Genomic DNA, 21,757 nt, shown 5'->3' with positions numbered 1-21,757 from the left:
GATTATGCTTTATTTCCGCAAAAAATCACGACTGATTTGCCCAGCGTTGGTGCAATCGCACCATTCCGAAACATTCATTCACACGGTTAAAAGGCAATCGCTCCCCCATTGCCACCGCTGATTAATTGCCATTACAAAAACAGTTCAGCAATATCATTCCAGTTATTCACGCGCCGACATCCCGTTACATAAATATTGTGCGGGGCGGAAAATAAAATACCTTCCCCGGTAAAATCGACGAAATGCCGGGCGTTATCGTCTATCAGATAATCCGCGTGTAAAATTCCCTTGTAGCCGCAAAAAACAATGTGTAGTGGATCAACAAAAGGAAAGTGCTCTCTGAGCCAGTGGAATTTCGCATTAAATGACCAAGGAAATTCCATCGCTGCCGTTGTAATGAAAACATCATATTTCAGAGCCAGCAGCCTAAGCGTTTCCTGACTACCTTGTATTACCGGCAAATCACCGAAGAAATCGGGCTCTCCGATCATCTGGTTAATTTCTTCGCGCAGATCCGACCGTAGTTGTTGAATAGTATGACCCTTCAGCTGTTCCAACGTTAATGTTTCACCGAAACGACGATTAAAAGCCGCCACCATCTTCACATTGAAGTCTGCGATGACTTCATCCATATCGACCGCGATCCGCGCCATTTTTCCTCCTGTGGTAAACGCCATCAGGCGTCACTTTTGAGTTCGGCATAACTAAATTCGATCAACTTCAGTAACGGGTGCGCTGCGGACAGCCCCGTATGAGACTGTAAGGTCTTGCTGAGACCGTCCCGAATAATTTTTTCCTGAAGCGCCTCTGCTTCAGCATCTTCCGCGTCATGGTACAGACAGGCGGCGGCTATTGCCATGGCAAGTCCCTTCGGCTCGATCCCTTGCTCATAAGCGCCCAGCATCGGCACCATGAGCCGTTCGCCATGGCTGATTTTACGCACTGGCGCGCGGCCGACGCGCGCCACGGCATCATCGATCCACGGGTTGGCAAAACGAACCAGCGTCGTATCCAGATATTGCTGATGCTTTATCGGGTCAAACCCGTGTTTGGCAATCAGAAAGGCGGCGGTTTCAGCCAATACCTGCTTCGCCAGGGATAAAACACGTTCATCTTTAAGAGCTTCGCGGACCAGAGGATAGCCGTACAGCGCGCCCAGCCAGGCAATCGCCGTATGCGTGGTATTAATGGTATACAACTTGCGCTCAATATAAGGGGTGAGATCGTCCACCCACGACAGCCCGGCAATCTCCGGTATCTCACCTTTATACCGGGAACGATTTACATCCCATTCCTGATAGGGTTCCGTATTCACCAGCAGTTTATCCGCGTTATGTTGCACCGGAACGATGCGATCCACGGCGGCATCCGGGAAACCGGTAAGCATGTCCACCGTTTCCCTCAGATCCTCATCCAGGCAATCGCGGATATATTTCCTTAATGCCGAACTTCCGCCGACCATATTTTCACAAGCGATGATATTGACTGGCGTATGATTAATGCCCACCCGCTTAGCCAACCCTTTCGCGATGGATGGCGCAATGACCGGCAGTACATGCGGGCCAATAGCGGTGGTAATCAGATCGGCTTCGCTTATTAATTGGCTAAGGGTTGATTCATCGGCAATATTTATTGCCGACACCCCCGTCACCTGTTCACTACTTTGCTGATCCCCGACAAAATTGACCGTATAAGTTTTACGATGATTAATCTCGTCAATAATTTCATTATTGATATCGACAAAGACCACTTCATAGCCAGATTTCGTCAGATTCAATGCAATGAACCCCCGGCCGATATTTCCCGCACCAAAGTGAATGGCTTTCTTCATTTTTTCGGTTCCTCGCAGAGTATGTATATTCGTACTCCGGAATTAACACCAGACTGGGTTCTACTCTTCGTTACCAGGATTAAGTATGTCCATAACGTCCCGTTTATTTTTGGCTCCAATCAGCCGCGCCATCCTCTCTTCATGATCAAGAGCATTCGTCAGTTGCGTGATAACCTGAATATGTTCATTATTTTTTGCGGCTATTCCAATTATCAGGTAGGCGACATCCTCTTCGTTTTCACCGAATTTCACGCCGTCCGGATACTGGCAGAAGATAATGCCGGTTTTCAGTACCCGATCCTTCGCAGCATCGGTGCCGTGGGGAACCGCAATGGAATAGCCCAGATAAGTCGGAGTCAGCTTTTCTCTCTCCAGCATGGCCTCCACATATTCGGATTCGGCATATCCGCCCTTGACCAGTTGCTCTCCCGCGAACCGTATAGCTTCCTCTTTGTTTGTCGCATGAAGATTGAGAAAAATATGTTCTGCGGTCAGAGAAAATAATGCAGGATCTTCCGCCGCGGCCGTCGGTCCCCCCTTGCCCAGAGAATCAGCCGGACTGTGCGCCGATCGCAGTTTTGTCACCAGTTCGGAATAGAAACGTCCATCCAGAAAGTTGGTCAACGACAGGTGTTGCGCACCGGGCGAAACGCGGCAAGCATTGTCTGTCAAATCCCGGTGCGTAATCACCAGATCCTCATCTCCCGCCAGGCTATTCACCGCGCTATTCGTCACGGCAAGGTTCGACAGGCCGGCTTCGCTAACTTTCTTGCGCAGCATGCCGGCCCCCATCGCACTCGACCCCATCCCGGCGTCGCAGGCCACCACGATTTTCCGAATCGCCGGCACATCCCGCAGGGTGGCTATGGTCTGCGCCGACGCAGCGCGGCCCGCACCGAACGCTTCCTTACCCTTGCGCTTCATCTCCTGAACTTTCGTTCGGGAGCTGGCAAAATCGCCTTCCCCACCGCGGCTTAGTTTCAGCAGTACAGAGCCGATGACAAAAGACACCACGGCTCCGACAAGAACCCCGGCGATTGTTCCGGTAAATCCCCCTCTGGGCGTCATGGCCAAATAGGAAAAAATACTGCCGGGGGAGGGAAACGCGACCAGACCGGCGTTGAAGAACATGAAGGTGATTACCCCCGCCATTCCCCCGATGATCATCGGAATAATCATGATCGGTTTCATTAGTACATACGGGAAATAGATTTCATGAATCCCGCCGAGGAAATGGATAATCACCGCCGTTGGAGCGGATTCTTTGCTGGCGCCTTTACCGAACAGCCAGAATGCCAGCAAAATGCCCAGCCCTGGCCCCGGGCTGGTTTCGAGCATAAAGAAGATGGATTTTCCGCCATTCGCCAGCGAGTCCTGAAGACCCAGAGGCGCATAAATGCCTTGTTCGATAGCGTTATTCAGGAACAAGACTTTCGCGGGTTCATTCACAATCGACAAGAGGGGGAGATATCCTGTTTTGACCATGAACTGGATGCCATCCATCAGCAACGTATTAACCTCAAGAATGACTGGACCGATACCTTTGTAAGCCAGCAGGGCCAACAGCATGCCGATAATGCCGAGAGAAAAATTATTGACCAGCATTTCAAATCCGACGGGGACCTTGCCTTCCACCAGTTTGTCGAATCTTCTGATGATATAGCCCGACAGTGGCCCCAGCACCATCGCGCCCAGAAACATGGGGATATCCGCGCCAACAATCACGCCCATCGTGGTAATCGTACCGATGACGCCGCCGCGTTCACCGGCGATCGCCTTACCGCCGGTATAACCAATCAGCAACGGCAGGAGATACTTAATCATCGGTCCCACCAATTGAGCCAAATGGGCATTGGGAATCCACCCGGTGGGAATGAACAACGCAGTAATCAAGCCCCAGGCGATAAAAGCACCAATGTTGGGTAATACCATCCCGGAAAGAAATCCGCCGATGGCCTGTATACGCTCTCTTTTTCCGGACATTTTCATAATTATTAATCTCTTAGGGTACGGTAAGAACGAGAATAAAAAGCCAGAGCAGTCCGGCTTTTTCATTTGCCTGATTATTGAATTATTCGAGGTTGGCATGCCGTTTGAACATGGTGTCGGAGTCTTTGCTTTTCTTTTCCATCAGCTTAAGGATGAGGGTGTCAAGGAAGAGAAACAGACTCTGTTCAAACAAAGAGCCCATCGGTTGAATGGACGTCAGACCGTTATCGGCTTTGGCTTTCGGCGTCGGCGCCGGAATTCGCACCGTCATATCCGCCAGTTTGCCAATACTGGATTCCGGGAAGATAGTGACTAGGGCGAGTTTGCCGTGCAGCGCTTTCGCTTTGGTCGCCATCGTCACCAGGCTGCCTGTTTCTCCGGAGCCGGATCCAATCAGGAGCAGATCTTCCGGCTCAAGGTTAGGCGTTACCGTCTCTCCAACCACATAAGCGTCAAAGCCCATGTGCATCAGGCGCATGGCAAATGCCTTCACGGCGAAACCGGAACGGCCCGCGCCGGCGACCAGGATTTTTCCAGATGCGAGGATATGCTCGGCCAGATTTTCCGCCTGAGTATCGTCAATCTGGGATAAAGTCCCCTGCAATTCCCTGAGGATTTTTTCTGAATACTTGCAGCCATTCATAATATTTCCTTTTTTCAATCAGTTGTGAATCTTTTCGGCAATCGCGCGAGCCTCTCCGATGGGGTCCGCCGCCTTACAAATGCCGCTGCCAATAATGGCGACATCCGCACCGGCCTGGTGATACTGTTCGATAGTCGTCAGACCAATCCCGCCGGCTACATAAATCACAGACTGTTTGCTACAGGCTTTCATCGTTTTCAGGTCGTCCATAGGCGTACGCCCGGCTGCCTGCTGATCAACACCGGTATGCACGGCAAGCGCGTTAACGCCAGCATCTTCCAGTTGCGCCACACGCGCTTCGAGTTCAGGCACGCAGATCATGTCGATGACCACGGTGCCGCCAAAAGGCTCGGCGGCTTTCAGGCAGGCTTTTACAGTCAGCATGTCGGTGACGCCCAATACCGTGATGGAATCAGCTCCCGCCGCAAAGGCCAGGTGCGCCTCATAGTCTCCCGCATCCATGATTTTGGTATCCGCCAGAACATGAAGTTGCGGGAAGCGTTCCTTGATGGCGCTCACAGGAACCATCCCATCCTGAATAATGAAAGGCGTTCCCACTTCAACGATATCGATGTACGGGTGAACGTTATCCAGCAACGCCAGCGCGTCACTTAGTGAAATATCATCCAATGCCAGTTGTATTTTCATTTTCCTGAACCTTATTTGCGATATTTGGATATTTACAATGTAATTTATTGCGAAAAACAATATAATCACAACATATTTATTGCGATTATCGTTGTCAAATCCCAAAATACAAAATGCGGACAGGATCACAAACCTGGGGTGAACACGAATGATTACCTGGCGACGGGTAGCGGCGGAACGGTATGGTTGATTATCATGGTGGACGGAAAGGCAAATTCGGGCCGAAACCCGGAGGTCTGTATGCCATCGAGTATTTGCAGAGAACAGGAATAAGGAATATCGGCATGTCGCTAAGTTCTGCCCAGGAAAGACGTAATCATCTGGCTGAAGTGCTGATCACGGAAGGCAGTGTTCGCGTCGGCGTTCTGGCCGAGCGCTTTAACGTGTCAACGGAAACCATCCGAAAGGATCTGATCGAGCTGGAGAAGCAAGGGATTGTCAAAAAAAATCATGGGCGGGCGGTTCCCATCAGCAATTTTCTGGAGATAGAACGACCGTTTGATAAAAAAAATAATGAAAACACGGAAATAAAGAACAAGCTGGCCCAGGCAGCACTGGAATTTGTTCCCGAAGGCGGCGTGGTGGTGTTGGACACGGGCAGTACCGTATACAGCCTTGCCAGACTACTTGCGCTGAAGAAAAATCTGAAGATCTTCACCAATTCGTTGACCAGCGCGCAGATTTTGGCTTCCAGCAGCAACGACGTCTATCTGCTGGGTGGCAAATTAAGAAGCACCAGTATGGGGGCGGTAGGAACCTGGGGAGTCAGTGGGATCAACAGCATACGAGCAGACGTTGCTTTTCTGGGAACAGACGGATTCTCCGGCACGACAGGCCCTTGTACCGTATCCTACGAAGAAGCCGAATTGAAAAAGGCAATGGTTGACTGCGCCAAAGTCAGAGTGGTTGTCAGCGACAGTACCAAATTTGATATTGCGGGCCTGTTCAAATTCAGCGAATGGAGCGAACTGGATCATCTGGTGACGGATAACAGAGCCCCAGCCCCCGCGCTACGGCGGCTTGAAGAATTTCTGAACATTATACAGGTTGTGGTGTAGCGCCCCCTCACAAATAGTCGGATTTCGACCTCCGACTCTTCCTGGCGACAGAATGCCACTCGGTAATCAACTCCATTTCACACGCCTGAGATTTATTGCCTCACTTTCAATAAATTAAAACACAAGGCATAAAAAGTTGATTTTTAAGCATAAAAACGGGGGAAAGAAAAAAATTATACGGAACATTTTGGTTGATATTTTGGAATAAAATCATATTAAGTTCAAAAAACCTGCCATTCAATCCGGACACCCAAAACGAGATCGTTGCCTGTCAGGGGCAATTTGGTAAAACACATTTGAAAATTTCATATTATTTAAATATTTTCATATAGTTAAATAAAAATACAAAAATGAGGCAATTGCCTTTAACACGGGCACAATTTAGGTGCATACATGCAAGGCCGTTTTTTTCCGAACCAGTATGCATTTAAAAATCATTTAAAATCATAAAATTAAAATGAAACCCTGATATCTCATAAAATAATTATTAATTTTTATCGGAACTAATGGTTCCAATTATTGACTTAAATTCATATTGCCTTTATTCTTAGTTCATAGGAAAGGTCAACGATCATCATATGAACCCGATGCGGCGGCATACTGCCATTCAACTGAACAGATGCTTGTATAGTCAGCCATGTTACTTTGTAAACGAGGTGCAGTATGAGCTACGACGTTAATGACGTTCGTGCAAGATTCCCGGTAACGAAAAACTATCTCTATCTGGATTCGGCACATCAGTCACCGTTGTCGCTTGATGTGAAGGACAGTGTTGAAACCTTTCTGGATGAAAGTCTGTACAGTGGTGGACCGAAGGCAGTATGGCTGGAGCGACTGGAGAATGTGCGCTCTCAGGTTGCTCGTTTCTTTGATGCGAAAGCCTCTGAAATTGCTTTCACCAAAAACACCTCTGAAGGCATTAACATGGTAGCCAACGCGTACCCATTCCGCGCAGGCGACAACGTACTGATGGTTGAGGGCGATCATCCAAATAATACTTATGCCTTTCTCAATATAGAGAAAAAAGGGGTTGAGGTGCGTTTCATCCCCATGACAGAAAAGGTGAACGCCGACTCATTCCGTCATGTCACTGATGAACGTACCCGTATCATTTCCCTTTCTCACATCACATTTCATGCCGGCCATAAATTTGATGTCGAAAGCATTGCCGAGTTCTGTCAGGAGAAAGGGATCTTATTGCTGGTAGATGCCATGCAGAGTGTAGGAATCACGCCTATTTCCCTGAAAAAAATGGGTATATCGGTGATGGCCTGTGGTTCCCACAAAGGGCTTCTGGTTCCGCAGGGGTTGGGGATCCTTTACATCAACGAAAATGTGAAGGGCCTGGTGCCAACATTTATGGCGGCAGCCAGTCTGGAAAATCCACCGGCAGATTTCCTCGCATCCCGCGACAATATGGCGTTGAAGCCGACGGCCAGTCGTTTTGAGGTCGGTAACTATAACTTGCCTACTATTACTGCGTTAGGCCGCGCGATTGACCTGATAGAAGGCATCGGCGTTGAAAACATTGAAACACATTTGTATGCCCTGGGAGACCGTCTGTTAGATCATATGGATCGCTTGGGGATTGCTCTGGTAGGGCCGAGAGAAAAGCATCTGCGTGCACCTCATATTTATGTTTTCCGACTGGATGCAGACAAATGGTTCCCCTATTTCACGGAAAACAAGGTTCGCGTATCTCCTGAACGGGATGGCATTCGTGTGTCCTTCGCCATGTTTAATGACGAAAATGATGTGGATTCGTTTTCCGCCATAGTTGAGAAAAACCTCTGAGCATTTTTCATAGATTGAGGAAATGTTCGGTATACTTAAAATATAATGAGTTAAATAGAAATAAGCTGTAACTTTGATTTAAATAAAAATATGCTGTAATTTTACTGCTACAACACCAACACCAGGGCTTTTTTTTTCAAAACACCATCATTTACTTCAAATGATGGTGTTTTTTTTGATAAATCCATTTATTTATAACAGCCATCACCTCATTTAATCATTAAACAGGCTTCATTTTTAGTCCATATATTTTCAGAAATTCAATAAGAACCACTCAACATATTTAAACAGTAATACATATGTTACGAATAGTTTACTAACAAACAATAATTCAGTTCACAAAAAAACAAAAATCAACAACTTTTTTCTAAAGAATTGAAAGTAACTGTGGGAGGGTAATTAAATTAACCTAAGCCATAACTTGTCCAAGAAACTCTTTTATTCTCAGGTTCGCATCAGGACCGAAGAATGCTTCAGGGGGCTCATCCGCCAGAATGTTTCCTCCATCCAGGAATATAATGCGGTCAGCAACACGTCGGGCAAACCCCATTTCATGTGTCACACACAACATCGTCATACCGTCTTCCGCCAGCGTCACCATGATGTCCAGTACTTCCTTGACAACTTCTGGATCCAGAGCAGAAGTGGGTTCATCAAACAGCATCACATCCGGAGCCATACATAATGCCCGGGCAATGGCAACACGCTGCTGCTGGCCACCTGATAACTGTCCAGGATATTTATGCGCATGCGGAAAGATTTTAACGCGTTTGAGAAAGTTCTCAGCCCGCGCTTCCGCTTCATCACGAGAAATTCCCAACACTTTTACTGGCCCGATAATACAGTTTTTCAAAACAGTTAAATGAGGGAAAAGATTAAAACTCTGGAAAACCATTCCGACTTTTTTTCGTATTTCACGGATATCTATTATCGTTTTCCCAGTCAGAGAGTCCGATACTATCACCTGTCCCCCTTGATACTTTTCAAGACCATTAATGCAACGTATCAATGTCGACTTACCCGATCCTGATGGTCCGCAAATAACAATTTTTTCGCCGCGACGAACAGTAAGATCAATGCCTTTAAAAACCTGCTGTTCATTGTAAAATTTCTCAAGACCATTAACACGCAGAATAACATCAGAACCAGATGTAAACATAGATAACTCCACTGTTAAATCATTGTGCATCTTTCATTAAGGGCAAGGTTTTTCTTCTCTGTGCATACCAGGTAACCAGTTCCGATGCCAATGAACTGATAATGAAATAGATGACCGCAACAATAATATAATATTCGGTCAACTTCGAATCACGTTGTCCCAGTTTGGTCGCTGCGCCCAAAAGATCTGTCAGCGACAAAACGTAAACCAGAGAGGTATCCTGAAAGAGAATAATCAGCTGTGTCAGTATTATCGGCGTAGATGTTTTAATAACCTGCGGTAAGATGATCCATGTATATACCTGGAATGAATTCATCGCCAATGCATTTGCCGCCTCATATTGCCCTTTTGGCACGGAATTAAGTCCGGCACGGATAATTTCACAGAAATAGGCGGCCTCAAACAGGGTAAAAGTGACGAACGCGGTGTAAACCGGTCCTATGGGCACCGGGCGATTATCCGGATTGAAAAATTGCAGAAAAAGTGGCAACAGAAAAAACAGCCAGAACAGAACCATAATAAGCGGAATTGACCGCATGACAGTAACGTAGGCGACTGAAAAACCGCTTAGAAAGGGAACATTCAGATGCCGGAAAAGTGCAAGCGCCGTCCCCAGAATCAGCCCCCCGATAAATGCTGCTGCCGTCAATTCCAGCGTGAATTTCAGACCGGTCAACAGAAAAGGTACGGATGCTGCGACAGTTGAAAAATCAAGCTGCATTTTTATTGCCCCTTTTGCTAAACAGGCCGGCGCCTTTTCCCGGGCGATCGTACGAAAAACCTGGGACATAAATCCGTCGCTCAACGTACGTCATGACCGTCCAGATAATTAAAGCCAGTACGCCATAACAAACTGTGGCAGCAAAAAATGCCTCGAAGGTTTCATAGGTGAATTCGCTAATTTGCTGTGCCTGAGCAGTGAGCTCAAGTAAACCGATGGCCAGCGCCACGGACGTATTTTTGAATACCCCCATAGCCTCACTGGTAAGCGTTGGAACAATAATTCTCAGCGCCTGTGGCAGCAGGATCAGCATATATTTCTGTACCGTATTGAGTCCGATGGCTTCAGAGGCTTCCTTCTGCCCTCGGGGCAAGGAGAGTAAACCCGCTTTCACCTGTTCCGCAATACGGGCTCCTGTATACAGGCTCAGACAAATCAGCGCCGGAATAAAACTTCCCCAGGGAGCCCCAAGCTGTTTTATCGGATCCCCCAGCGATGGCGGCAGCATATCCGGCAAGACGAAGTAAACCAGAAACATCTGTACGATAAGAGGAATATTCCTGAATACCTGCACATAAATGCGCCCAATGATGTTCAGTATCAAGCTGTCCGCACTTCTGCAAATCCCTACCAGTACACCAATGCAGAAAGCCAGCATTGCAGAAAAGATGGCCAGAGCCAGTGTCCAGCACAGACCTGACAATAACCAGCTTATGTAAAGCTCTCCGTCAGGGGCTGTCTGAAAAAGGATGTCCATGTTAACTCCTTGATTGTCCGATACCCCTTGCTTTGGACAAGGGGCTTCTTCGGTTACTGCACTTCATCACTAGGATGGGCAACACGGGCGCGCAACTGTTCACCCATTGGAACATTGAGATTGATATTGTTAGGGGGGATCGCGCTTTCAAACCATTTTTTGTAAATGGTTTCAAACTCTCCGGAAGCCATCAAATTGCTGAGTTCATCGTCAACAACCTTTTTAAATGGAGCGTCGTCTTTCGGCAACATGATGCCGTAATACGTCACCGTATAACCGCCGGCAAGTATGGTGTAGTCAGAAGGATTTGGCGCATCAGCCTTCTTGGCTGCGAGAAGAATATCATCTTCCAGGAAAGCACTAGCCCTACCCTGGGACAGCATCATCATGGATTCAGCATGATCCTTCGCCTGCTGGATACGAAGACTCTGGTTATCCTTTTTATTAATTTCAACGGCCAGGGGAACAGCATTGGAGCCCTGAGTAACCACAATATTCTTGCCTTTGAGGTCATCAACCGATTTGATTCCCTCACTGGTTTTGACCAACCAGCGAGGACGGCTGGCAAAGGTCGCAACCGAAAAAGAAACCTGTTTCAGGCGTTCTACACTGCTGGATGTCCCGCCACATTCCATATCGATAGTACCATTTTTCAGCAGCGGAATACGATTTGCCGAGTTAACCGGAATGTATTTCACATTCAGTGAGGGTTGAGCTACAGACTTGGCCAGCGCATTAACGACATGCTTGCACAGATCAATGGTATATCCAATGGGCTGTTGATCGTTACCAATATAGGAGAAAGGTACAGAGGATTCCCGGTAACCTATGGTAATGGTTTTTGTATCTTTGATTTTGTCCAGCACGCCAGCGGCATTGACCTGACCCTGAACACCAAATGACAACAAACCAACAAATGCTGTGAATGTCAGTGAACTTTTGTGCATCATATTCGCCCTCTAATTTTGATTTTTCGGAACAAAACAAACAACAAATTGGGAAAAGCATTATCCATGCCAATGATTTAAATTTCTGTATTCATATGATTTGTATGATTTCTTTTCATTTCCCCTTGTCGCGATGACCATGAAGCATATATTTATGCATCATTTTGGGGAACCCTTAAATTATATTCTGTAAAATAATAGAAAAAAATCTTTTTATTCATCTGATTCGGACATCAAACCCAACTAAAACGCACGCACCGCAATGAAGCATAAATGGAGAAAGGTTTCTTTGTTATTGTTTTTTATATATTTTATGTTCATAATATTTTTTCAATTTTCTGGTTCCTAACTTTCAATTTATTAGAACTACTATCTTGGTTGAAAGTGCGTTATTGTTTCATCGAAAATAGTTATAGTGGCTAGAGCCTAAGTCAAAAAAATTTTAACAAATGGCGGTAATCCATTTATTAAACGGCGAGTATGATGAGCGAAGCAGACATCTTTCAGGACAATCCCAAAACCAAAGAGTCATCACCGACAGAACGTGCTCTGGAAACACTTGAATTACTCTCCCGGCGCCACAATTTTGCTGTCTCGGATGTGATGATAGAATTGGGATTGCCGAAAACTTCTGCTCATAGATTAGTCAATAATCTTGAAGCATTTGGTTATCTTGAAGAATCCTTAGAATCGGGGAAATACCAGGCTGGGCCGCGCCTGCTTCAGCTTGCGCTGGGCGCTTTATCCACCTCTATTTCACAAAGCCCTATACATACGTTATTGATGGAACTCGCCCGGAAAACGGATGAAACATGTAGCTTAGGGGTGATTCGTGGTTCGGATGTCATTTACGTGGATAGTGCTATAAGCAAATCTCCTCTTACGTTATATTTTGAAAGAGGGCACAAAGCACCGCTACATTGCACCTCCAGCGGTCGGATATTCCTTGCCAATATGTCTGATAAGCTTCTGGACGCCTACCTACTGAGCGGCCCATGGGAGCAAGTGACACCGAACACCATTATTGACCCCGACTACCTGAAGCGCGAGGTACTTAAGACGCGGGAACTAAGCTATGCCGTGAATGATTCAGAGTTTGTGATCGGCGTGGTGGGAGCTGCCGTACCTGTCTTTGATCCGGCAGGAAAAGTGATCGCCTGTCTGAGTATATCAGCGCCGCATGTGAGGAAAAGTCTCTCTGATATGGTGGACCTTATCACGCTACTTCAAGCAACGGCGGATAAGATAACAAAAGTCCTCTATATATAATTAGATGATTTACCGGATAAAGCACAGTATTTCAGTTGGAAAGACGGGGAATGAAACTAGACACTTTTTCAGCGCATTGGGGTATTCATTGCTTTAGCTGTTGAAGTGACCACGGCTGATGATCAGCACGTTACTGCATGGATCTATCAGTTACAGCCGCAGACTACCCCATAAGATAATCCTGCTCAGCGGAATCCAGACTTAACGCCTCGCATATCGTAAAACATGCGAGGCGTTTTTCATTGCAAACTTATTCGTCGCGCCAGCCCATTGCCGGAGCAACATGCTTCAGGATGGACTCGATAACATGCACATTGTAATCCACGCCCAGCTGATTCGGCACGGTCAGCAATAAAGTATCCGCTTCGGCAATCGCTTCATCCTGTTTCAGCTGTTCGATCAGCTTGTCCGGTTCTGCGGCATAGCCGCGCCCGAAAATCGCCCGGGTTTTCTCATCAAGGAAACCGACCTTATCGCTGTCGTCACGGCTTGAACCGAAATACATCCGGTCACGATCGTCCATCAGGGCAAAAATGCTGCGGCTGACCGAGACCCGTGGCGTACGTGTGTGCCCTGCTTGCGCCCAGGCCTCGCGATACGCACGGATCTGTTTTGCCTGCTGAATGTGGAAAGGTTCGCCTGTTTCATCGTCTTTCAGCGTGGAACTTTGCAGGTTCATCCCCAGTTTCGCGGCCCACACCGCTGTCGCATTCGAACCGGCACCCCACCAGATACGGTCGCGTAAACCTTCGGCATGAGGTTCAAGCCGCAACAGGCCCGGCGGGTTCGGGAACATCGGCTGTGGATTGGGTTGCGCAAAGCCTTCGCCACGTAACACGTCCAACAGCACTTCGGTGTGACGGCGCGCCATATCAGACTCGTTTTCCCCTTCGGAAGGGACGTAACCAAAATAGCGCCAGCCATCAATCACCTGCTCCGGGGAGCCACGGCTGATACCAAGCTGTAAACGCCCGCCGGCGATCAAATCCGCCGCCCCCGCATCCTCCACCATATACATCGGGTTTTCATAGCGCATGTCGATAACACCAGTGCCGATTTCAATACTCCGGGTTTTCGCTCCTATCGCTGCCAGCAGGGGAAACGGCGAGCTGAGCTGACGGGCAAAATGATGCACCCTGAAATAGGCCCCGTCTGCACCCAGTTCTTCGGCGGCAACAGCCAGATCGATGGATTGCAGCAACGCGTCAGCGGCCGAACGGGTTCCGGACTGCGGCGACGGCGTCCAGTGACCAAATGACAAAAATCCAATCTTTTTCATGACGTGTTTATCCTGTTTTCAGGGAAATTATCAGCAGGCGGGACATCGTTCATGATGAAGCAAGCCTGTTCCAGCCTTGAGTTATCTCTACTTTACGCATTACCAGATGAGAATAAATATCGTTTGTTTAACATAATGCATCAAATAAATTGACTGAGTAGCGCGAGGATCGGACACAATGCATGAAAAAAACATCCCGAGCGGCAGCCCAAAAGTGTCTCGATTAACCATAGCAATTCACTCTTGATCTCGTAGCGACTTCAACCCGGCCCCCCACTCCCTGCCGCCAGCAGCGGTACCAGCACGTCACTGATGGGCGTAGGAATACCATGTGAGTGACCGTAACGCTGTACCACGCCGTTGCGGATATCCCACTCCAGCGGGCGGTTAGCCTGTCGGTCGGCGAGGATTGAGGTGCCTAAATCCGCAGGAGCACGATGAAAACCGTCAACGATCTCCTGCGGAACGTTATCGTTCAGTACCGCACCTGCCGCACGTGCTACCGTCAGACACTCGCGCAGATAAGCCAGTGCCAGTTCAGTGATATCCCCGCGAGAGAACATGCCGGCACGACGATTAGCAAGTACCATCAGACCAGCTACCGCATTCTGTAGCAGTTTACGCCAGGCGATGGAGATAAAATCGTTTGACAGCTCAACCGCGCAGCGTGTTCCGCTGAGTGCATCAGCTACCCGTTTTGCCTGCGGCACATCCGGCAGCGTCAGGCGCGGTTTGGCGCGCAGCCAGACTGAGGCATCCGGCTCGCGCTGTGCCGGGAACCATACTACCGAAGGCACCACCTTTGCACCGTTGACATAGGGCTCCAGCTGGGTTTTCTGCTCGACGCCGTTTTGCAGTGCGCACACCACGGTGTTTTCATCGCACAGCGCGGCCAGCCAGTCAGCGCTGTCAGCTACCTGGGTGGTTTTCACCGCTATAAACACCAGATCGAACGGTTGACTGATAGTCGCCGGATTACTCAATACCGGGCCCGGCACTACAACTTCCCACTCGTCGTGACGCAGAATTAATTGCGGATGCGCGGTGCGCCCGCAAAGGACTGGTGTGCGGTCAACTTCATGCAGTACAGCCGCGATGGTAGTACCGATAGCGCCCGGACCAATAAGGGCAATCGTAGGACGGTCAGACATCTTGTATTCTCCTGATGTGATTAACCCATCATCAGCGTGCCGGTGGCAATCACCACGCACGCCAGCATTTTTCTCAGCGTTAGCGTTTCGCCGAGAAACAGATAACCCAATACAGCGGCAAACAGTACGCTGGTTTCGCGAAGCGCTGAGACAGTTCCCATCGGTGCAACCGTCATGGCATAAATGATGATTCCGTAAGCCAGTAGCGAAACAAGACCACCTGCCGCCGCGCGGAGTAAACCGGGCCGCCAGCGAAGTAAACTTTTACTGTCGCGCAGCACGATATAGAGTGCGGGCATCAGCACTCCCCATAACGCGCTCATCCACACGGTATAGGAGAGCGCATTGCCGGACAGGCGCACGCCCATACCATCCACCACGCTATACGCGGCGATAAAAGCACCGGTCGCCAGTGTATATTGCAGGCCCGACATCGCCAGTTTGCGGCCTCTCACGGCAAGCATCAGAATACCAGCGGAAACCAGCATGATGCCGCCAAGCGTGTTAAATTCAATTTTTTCCCCCGCGAATATTGCCGCCGCAAACGTCACCAGCAGCGGCGAAGAACCGCGCGCAATCGGGTAGGTTTGCCCGAGATCCCCGCTCTGATAACTGCGTATCAGACACAGGTTATAGCCGACATGCAGCAGGGCCGAAAGCAGCGCGTACTTCCAACTGGCGCTGGCAGGTGGCGGCAGAAACGGCGTGATTACGGCGCAGGTAAGGGCAATCGTCACGCACATAATGGTCATCGACCACAGCCGGTCTGTACCGCCACGTAATAGGGTGTTCCAGCTGGCATGCAGCAAGGCGGCGAATAACGTTAGCAAGATAATATGGTTGGGCATGTGCTGATGCTAAACAGCATATGCCCGGATTAAAAGTGAAGTGTCGTCATCGTGGCATGAATAAATACTCATGCTTTAACGGTAACTGAGCTGCGCCTGTTGTGATTCTGCCAGTAACCAGCTACGGAATTTCATAATGTGCGGCTGCGTTTCGATACCTCTCGGGCAGACGAAGTAATAGGCGGCCGGTGAAGGAAAAGGTACATCAAACAGCCGCACCAGACTGCCATCGTTGATCTCTTTTTCAACGTGTCCGCTGCGTGCTAACGCAATGCCCTGACCCAGTAGCGCCGCTTCAATCGTCATATTTGTGTCGGCGAAGCGTACGCTCTCGTGCAACACATCAGTATTTATGCCGACCAGCTTAAACCAGACGTCCCATTTCGGCACCAGATCGGCACCGTCTCGCGTCAGCAGCGGATAGCGCAGCAGTTCGGCCGGTTCACACGGTGTTCCAAAGCGCTGTAATAGTGCCGGGCTGGCAACCGGGAAGAGCTGCTCGCGGAACATAAACTCCGTGTGCAGCGCTGGATAATTACCGTGACCAAAACGGATTGCCACATCGGAATCGGTGCTGGTGAAGTTAATGGTTTTATCCGTGCTTTCCAGAGTCACCAGAATCTCCGGATGCAGACGCGTTAATTCCGGCAGGCGTGGCAGCAACCACTTCAGCGCGAAAGAATATGTGGTACTCAAGCGCAATCGCACACGACTTTTTTGCTCACGCAGATCGGCAAGCGTGGTTTCCAGATTGCTGAAGAATTCGCGCACAATGGGCGCGAGCGCAGCGCCGGCGGGCGTCAGACTGAGGGTTTTACCACGCTGAAAAAGCGACAGGCCCCATATCTCCTCCAGCTTTTTCAACTGATGACTGACCGCGCTTTGGGTGATAAATAGCTCTGCGGCGGATGAGGTAAACGTGGTGTGGCGAGTAGCTACTTCAAACGCGCGCAGCATGGCTGTTGGGGGAAGGTCACGCATCTTTCTGTTCCTGTTGATGAGCTAATGCTCATAACACGATATGCCGGCTTCTCTGCAAAAGATAGGGCGATATAGAGATAAGTAAAGCAACCGGGAATATTACGGATGGTCGCACAGCGTTAGCATCCTGCATTTAATTAATAATTAACGTCTGTGCTGCGGCTTTCGGCGACGCTGCACCAAGTTGACGGTCACGCCCGTTTACACCCGGAACAGCAAAAAGACACTGGCGTAGATACGATAAAAAGCCGGGAAGCCAAAAGACGTAATCCAGTCTGGCAGGCCGCAAAGGTGTTGGCAACTATCCAGAATAACACTGCGTTTTTCCATGAACTGGCTGAACATAAAATCTTAATGAAAAGTCCTGAGGGACTTTTCATACATAAGCATCGGCAAAACGTTAATTACCACATCAAATCATCGGGCACTTTAAAATCGGCATACGGATCTTCTTCATCCTGCTCTTCCTGACTAAGCGCACTATTTAATACAATACTGTTCGCATCTCGCTGCGCAATTTTATCGGCTACGCTCGCGGGGATAATGACGTATTCGCTCTCGCCACTGTTATTAACAACCAAACGAGCAATGGCGAGACGACCACTAATCAGCTGAGCTTGAGTCATCTTATCCACAACTATTTTTTTAATTAAATTATTATCTGTGAAGTTAAAACCAATATCGCCTTTTGAAATGTCAATTCTGTTCATTTCAATGAGCTGCTTCACCTGAGCTTTATACTCTTTAGATAAAGCAGCTTGTTTTTGTTGTTCGCTTAGCTGTTTATCACGCTCAAGTTGTGCTTTTTTATTTTCTTCCACAGCCGCTCTTGCCTCACGAGCCTGAACGCGTGATTTTTTAGCCGTTCTTTGGACTTTGACCATTTTTTTGCTGGTCACTAATCCAGCTTTTAGCATCTGCTCTTGTAAGGTGAGTTTTGTCATCTTCGTTTCTAAACCCGTTGAATAATTTGTGGGATTATACCTGTAATTTTTGAGGCTGTACCAGGTTGCAGGGCCTGATTACTGTGTGGCTTGAGTTTGGAAGGGTGTAAGTATCCCGTCTCGCGCCGACACCAACGAAATAATTGGATACTTTGCCAATCGTCAGCGTTTCACGGCGACTGTTGATCTGGTAGTCAAAACGAAAGGTGAGCAGGCCAGATTTAGCGACAGTAACATACAAGCCGTCACGGTCGGCCACCTTGTAGAGTTTGTCTTTGGGCTTTAACGCCTTGAGCTTAGTTTCCGCCAACATGCGGTCCCCCTCTGCCTGTTCTGTTTTTACCGTAAACACCCACGGTAAAATGAACGGAACAGGATGGAAATCAATAGCTACCAGAAAACAAAAATCGCCAGTAAATCCTATGATTTTACTGGCGATTTTAGACGTTAGCGGATTTTAGTGAATGCTAAAAACTCACTCCCACTCAATCGTCGCCGGCGGCTTGCCGGATACGTCGTAAACCACGCGGGAGATGCCGTCCACTTCGTTGATGATGCGGTTGGAGACGCGGCCGAGGAATTCATACGGCAGGTGCGCCCAGTGCGCGGTCATGAAGTCGATGGTTTCGACCGCGCGCAACGCAACAACCCAATCGTACTTGCGGCCATCGCCCATTACGCCCACAGAACGAACCGGCAGGAAGACGGTAAATGCCTGGCTGACCTTGTTATACAGGTCGGCTTTGTGCAACTCTTCAATGAAGATCGCGTCGGCACGACGCAGCAGGTCGCAATACTCTTTCTTCACTTCGCCCAGCACACGCACACCAAGGCCCGGTCCCGGGAACGGATGGCGGTAAAGCATGTTGTACGGCAAGCCCAGCTCCAGGCCGATCCTGCGGACTTCATCTTTGAACAACTCTTTCAGCGGTTCAACCAGACCCAGCTTCATCTCTTTCGGCAGGCCACCGACGTTGTGGTGAGATTTAATGACGTGAGCCTTACCCGTTGCGGAGGCAGCGGATTCGATAACGTCAGGGTAAATAGTTCCCTGCGCCAGCCATTTCACTTCAGACTGTTTGCTGGCCTCTTCGTCGAAGACTTCAACAAAAACCCGGCCGATGATTTTACGTTTCGCTTCCGGCTCATCCACACCCGCCAGCGCACTCAGGAAACGCTCTTCCGCCTGAACGTGGACAATGTTCAGACCAAAGTGGTCGCCAAACATTTCCAGTACCTGATCGGCTTCGTTCAAGCGCAGCAAACCGTTATCCACAAATACGCAGGTCAGCCGTTTGCCAATCGCGCGGTGTAGCAGCATTGCGGTGACGGAGGAGTCCACACCGCCGGACAGGCCGAGAATCACCTGATCGTCGCCCACCTGCTTACGGATGCGGGCAACCGCATCATCAATAATCTTGGCCGGCGTCCACAGAGCTTCACACTGGCAGATATCACGAACAAAACGCTCTAACATGCGCTGTCCCTGACGGGTATGGGTGACTTCCGGATGGAACTGTACGCCGTAAAAGCGTTTTTCTTCATTAGCCATAATGGCGAACGGACAGGTATCCGTACTGGCAACGGTCACAAATCCTTCAGGGATCGCCGTGACTTTATCGCCGTGACTCATCCACACATCCAGCAACGGCGAGCCTGTAGCGCTCAACGCATCCTGAATGTCACGCACCAGCAAGCTGTCCGTTTTTACTTCCACTTGAGCATAGCCGAACTCGCGCTCGTTGGAGCCTTCAACGTGGCCGCCCAACTGCATCGCCATGGTCTGCATACCATAGCAAACACCAAGAACCGGTACACCGGCCTGGAAAACGTACTCAGGCGCGCGCGGACTACCAAACTCAGTGGTACTTTCCGGGCCGCCGGAAAGGATAATTCCATTTGGATTGAATCCACGGATCTGCGCTTCTGTGACATCCCATGCCCAAAGTTCACAATAAACGCCCAGTTCACGAACGCGTCGCGCTACCAGTTGCGTGTACTGCGAGCCGAAATCCAGAATGAGAATGCGGTGTTGATGAATGTTTTCTGTCATGAAAGGCGTATTCCAAAATACGAAAAAGCAAAAATGATTAAACCCGGCGAACAGCCTTGAGCTGTTCAAAAAGAGTACCGGGTTTAACGAGTTAAATCAGCCTGCAAATCACCTTATGAACCCATACGGTAGTTCGGTGATTCCTTGGTAATGGTGACGTCGTGAACGTGGCTTTCCTGGATACCGGCGCCGCTGATGCGCACGAATTCGGCTTTGGTACGCAGTTCGTCGATGGTTCCGCATCCGGTCAGCCCCATGCAGGAACGCAGGCCGCCCATTTGCTGGTGAACAATTTCTTTCAGGCGGCCTTTATAGGCTACGCGGCCTTCGATACCTTCCGGCACCAGCTTGTCCGCGGCATTATCGCTTTGGAAATAACGGTCGGAAGAGCCTTTGGACATCGCGCCCAGTGACCCCATACCGCGGTAAGATTTGAAAGAGCGGCCCTGATACAGTTCGATTTCCCCCGGAGATTCCTCCGTCCCTGCCAGCATGGAACCGACCATCACGCAGGCGGCGCCTGCTGCAATTGCCTTGGCGATATCGCCGGAGAAGCGAATACCGCCGTCGGCGATAACCGGTACCCCCATGCCTTCCAATGCTTCAACCGCATCAGAAATGGCCGTAATCTGCGGCACACCCACACCGGTCACGATACGGGTTGTACAAATGGAGCCAGGGCCAATACCAACTTTCACGGCGCTGACGCCGGCTTCCACCAGCGCTCTGGCGCCCGCACCGGTTGCTACGTTGCCGCCAATAATCTGTAGATCAGGGTACTTGTCACGCGTTTCACGGATGCGCTGTAACACGCCTTCGGAATGACCGTGTGAGGAATCAATCAGCAGTACATCAACACCCGCTGCGACCAGCGCATCAATGCGCTCTTCGTTACCGGCGCCTGCGCCAACCGCCGCACCGACGCGCAGACGGCCGTGCTCATCTTTACAGGCGTTAGGTTTACGTTCCGCTTTCTGGAAGTCTTTCACGGTAATCATGCCGAGCAGACGGAAATGACTATCCACCACCAGCGCTTTTTCCACGCGTTTTTCATGCATTTTCTGCAAAACAACTTCGCGCGCCTCGCCTTCTTTCACCGTGACCAGACGTTCTTTCGGCGTCATGACCGCGCTGACTGGCAGTTCCAGATCGGTCACAAAGCGGACATCACGACCGGTAATAATACCGACCAGCTCATTACCTTCGGCAACAACAGGGTAACCCGCGAAACCATTACGCTCGGTCAATTCTTTTACCTGACGCAATGTGGTATTTGGCGTAACGGTTTGTGGGTCAACGACCACGCCGCTTTCATGCTTCTTAACGCGGCTGACTTCTTCAGCCTGACGTTCAATAGACATATTTTTATGAATAAAGCCCAGCCCCCCTTCCTGAGCCAGCGCAATCGCCAGACCAGATTCGGTTACCGTATCCATCGCAGCCGACAGCATAGGAATATTCAGACGAATGGTTTTCGTCAGTTGGGTGGTTAAATCAGCCGTGTTAGGCAGGACAGTGGAGTGTGCGGGAACAAGGAGGACGTCGTCAAACGTCAGTGCTTCTTTAGCGATACGTAGCATGGGCAATATCTCACCAAGGTGGATGTAAGAATAGATAAAATATTGCCGTGGCATTATACAGAGCGTAATCGGTTGCCTCCAGCATTTTTTTACTAAAATACTTGA

The 21,757-nt window shown here is 49.3% G+C and carries 20 protein-coding genes and 1 pseudogene; 4 read left to right on the top strand and 17 right to left on the bottom strand.

Translation table 11 applies throughout. The features are described 5' to 3' along the window. Window positions 1–131: 131 nt before the first annotated feature. The 5 genes from DDT52_RS00365 to hxlA all read right to left on the bottom strand — a co-directional run bounded on the left by DDT52_RS00365 (window position 132) and on the right by hxlA (window position 5,111). Entirely contained in the window at window positions 132–677 is a 546-nt protein-coding gene (locus tag DDT52_RS00365; protein ID WP_345719077.1) for a 5' nucleotidase, NT5C type, read from the bottom strand. After that, window positions 677–1,831, bottom strand: a complete 1,155-nt coding sequence (locus tag DDT52_RS00360; protein WP_136154616.1) for a mannitol-1-phosphate 5-dehydrogenase — start codon at window positions 1,829–1,831, stop codon at window positions 677–679. The genes DDT52_RS00365 and DDT52_RS00360 overlap by 1 nt, the downstream gene beginning before the upstream one ends. A gap of 60 nt (window positions 1,832–1,891) precedes the next feature. Next, window positions 1,892–3,820, bottom strand: a complete 1,929-nt coding sequence (locus DDT52_RS00355) for a PTS mannitol transporter subunit IICBA (RefSeq protein WP_281728892.1) — start codon at window positions 3,818–3,820, stop codon at window positions 1,892–1,894. A gap of 82 nt (window positions 3,821–3,902) precedes the next feature. After that, entirely contained in the window at window positions 3,903–4,463 is a 561-nt protein-coding gene (gene hxlB / locus DDT52_RS00350) for a 6-phospho-3-hexuloisomerase (RefSeq protein WP_136154615.1), read from the bottom strand. An 18-nt stretch (window positions 4,464–4,481) separates the two neighbouring features. Further along, complete coding sequence (gene hxlA, locus DDT52_RS00345; RefSeq protein WP_136154614.1) at window positions 4,482–5,111, bottom strand: 3-hexulose-6-phosphate synthase; 630 nt, start codon at window positions 5,109–5,111, stop codon at window positions 4,482–4,484. A 284-nt stretch (window positions 5,112–5,395) separates the two neighbouring features. Between hxlA and DDT52_RS00340 the strand changes: the two genes are divergently transcribed. Both DDT52_RS00340 and DDT52_RS00335 read left to right on the top strand, forming a co-directional pair. Then, window positions 5,396–6,169 carry a DeoR/GlpR family DNA-binding transcription regulator gene (locus DDT52_RS00340; protein WP_168709709.1) on the top strand — a complete coding sequence of 258 codons (774 nt, stop codon included), beginning with the start codon at window positions 5,396–5,398 and terminating at the stop codon, window positions 6,167–6,169. 663 nt (window positions 6,170–6,832) lie between these two features. Next, a complete protein-coding gene (locus DDT52_RS00335) occupies window positions 6,833–7,963 on the top strand; it encodes an aminotransferase class V-fold PLP-dependent enzyme (RefSeq protein WP_136154612.1) in 1,131 nt (376 codons plus the stop codon). 409 nt (window positions 7,964–8,372) lie between these two features. Here DDT52_RS00335 and DDT52_RS00330 read toward each other — a convergent pair whose 3' ends face one another. Genes DDT52_RS00330 through DDT52_RS00315 form a run of 4 tightly spaced genes read right to left on the bottom strand, consistent with a single transcriptional unit; the run spans window position 8,373 to window position 11,550 of the window. Continuing rightward, window positions 8,373–9,122: an amino acid ABC transporter ATP-binding protein gene (locus DDT52_RS00330; protein WP_136154611.1), complete on the bottom strand. Its 750-nt coding sequence runs from the start codon at window positions 9,120–9,122 to the stop codon at window positions 8,373–8,375. A gap of 19 nt (window positions 9,123–9,141) precedes the next feature. Then, complete coding sequence (locus tag DDT52_RS00325; RefSeq protein ID WP_136154610.1) at window positions 9,142–9,843, bottom strand: amino acid ABC transporter permease; 702 nt, start codon at window positions 9,841–9,843, stop codon at window positions 9,142–9,144. After that, the gene (locus tag DDT52_RS00320; protein ID WP_136154609.1) at window positions 9,833–10,600 is read right to left on the bottom strand and encodes an amino acid ABC transporter permease; all 768 of its coding nucleotides are present in this window, start codon (window positions 10,598–10,600) and stop codon (window positions 9,833–9,835) included. Before DDT52_RS00320 ends, DDT52_RS00325 begins: the two co-directional genes overlap by 11 nt. 53 nt (window positions 10,601–10,653) lie before the next feature. Then, window positions 10,654–11,550: an amino acid ABC transporter substrate-binding protein gene (locus tag DDT52_RS00315; protein ID WP_136154608.1), complete on the bottom strand. Its 897-nt coding sequence runs from the start codon at window positions 11,548–11,550 to the stop codon at window positions 10,654–10,656. 477 nt (window positions 11,551–12,027) lie between these two features. Here DDT52_RS00315 and DDT52_RS00310 point away from each other — a divergent pair, with 477 nt between their 5' ends. Continuing rightward, the gene (locus tag DDT52_RS00310) at window positions 12,028–12,816 is read left to right on the top strand and encodes an IclR family transcriptional regulator (RefSeq protein ID WP_136154607.1); all 789 of its coding nucleotides are present in this window, start codon (window positions 12,028–12,030) and stop codon (window positions 12,814–12,816) included. 250 nt (window positions 12,817–13,066) lie between these two features. Here DDT52_RS00310 and DDT52_RS00305 read toward each other — a convergent pair whose 3' ends face one another. The 4 genes from DDT52_RS00305 to gcvA all read right to left on the bottom strand — a co-directional run bounded on the left by DDT52_RS00305 (window position 13,067) and on the right by gcvA (window position 17,075). Then, window positions 13,067–14,095, bottom strand: a complete 1,029-nt coding sequence (locus tag DDT52_RS00305; RefSeq protein ID WP_136154606.1) for an LLM class flavin-dependent oxidoreductase — start codon at window positions 14,093–14,095, stop codon at window positions 13,067–13,069. Between the two features lie 260 nt (window positions 14,096–14,355). After that, entirely contained in the window at window positions 14,356–15,246 is an 891-nt protein-coding gene (locus DDT52_RS00300) for an oxidoreductase (protein ID WP_136154605.1), read from the bottom strand. Window positions 15,247–15,266: 20 nt separating this feature from the next. After that, entirely contained in the window at window positions 15,267–16,094 is an 828-nt protein-coding gene (locus DDT52_RS00295) for a DMT family transporter (protein ID WP_136154604.1), read from the bottom strand. A 75-nt stretch (window positions 16,095–16,169) separates the two neighbouring features. Next, window positions 16,170–17,075 (bottom strand): transcriptional regulator GcvA, encoded by a 906-nt coding sequence (gene gcvA, locus DDT52_RS00290; protein WP_136154603.1) that lies wholly within the window; start codon window positions 17,073–17,075, stop codon window positions 16,170–16,172. Between the two features lie 225 nt (window positions 17,076–17,300). On the opposite strand from gcvA, the pseudogene DDT52_RS21070 reads away from it, so the two are divergent. Further along, a pseudogene (locus tag DDT52_RS21070) lies at window positions 17,301–17,420 on the top strand (NadS family protein); the annotation flags it as partial. Between the two features lie 59 nt (window positions 17,421–17,479). Here the strand turns inward: DDT52_RS21070 and DDT52_RS00280 are convergent. From DDT52_RS00280 to guaB, 4 genes are all read right to left on the bottom strand, one after another. Beyond that, window positions 17,480–18,019 carry a DUF2058 domain-containing protein gene (locus DDT52_RS00280; protein ID WP_136154602.1) on the bottom strand — a complete coding sequence of 180 codons (540 nt, stop codon included), beginning with the start codon at window positions 18,017–18,019 and terminating at the stop codon, window positions 17,480–17,482. Between the two features lie 34 nt (window positions 18,020–18,053). Continuing rightward, window positions 18,054–18,332, bottom strand: a complete 279-nt coding sequence (locus DDT52_RS21445) for an Arm DNA-binding domain-containing protein (RefSeq protein ID WP_425591524.1) — start codon at window positions 18,330–18,332, stop codon at window positions 18,054–18,056. Between the two features lie 162 nt (window positions 18,333–18,494). Further along, complete coding sequence (guaA, locus tag DDT52_RS00270; RefSeq protein WP_136154601.1) at window positions 18,495–20,072, bottom strand: glutamine-hydrolyzing GMP synthase; 1,578 nt, start codon at window positions 20,070–20,072, stop codon at window positions 18,495–18,497. Between the two features lie 113 nt (window positions 20,073–20,185). After that, a complete protein-coding gene (gene guaB, locus DDT52_RS00265) occupies window positions 20,186–21,652 on the bottom strand; it encodes an IMP dehydrogenase (RefSeq protein ID WP_136154600.1) in 1,467 nt (488 codons plus the stop codon). Window positions 21,653–21,757 lie beyond the last annotated feature (105 nt).

Origin of the sequence: Brenneria roseae subsp. roseae (genome assembly GCF_003115845.1) — a bacterium.
GTDB classification, from domain to species: Bacteria; Pseudomonadota; Gammaproteobacteria; order Enterobacterales; family Enterobacteriaceae; genus Brenneria; species Brenneria roseae.
The sequence above is the reverse complement of the archived record's forward strand: the minus strand, read 5'-3'. Positions and strand labels throughout refer to the sequence as shown.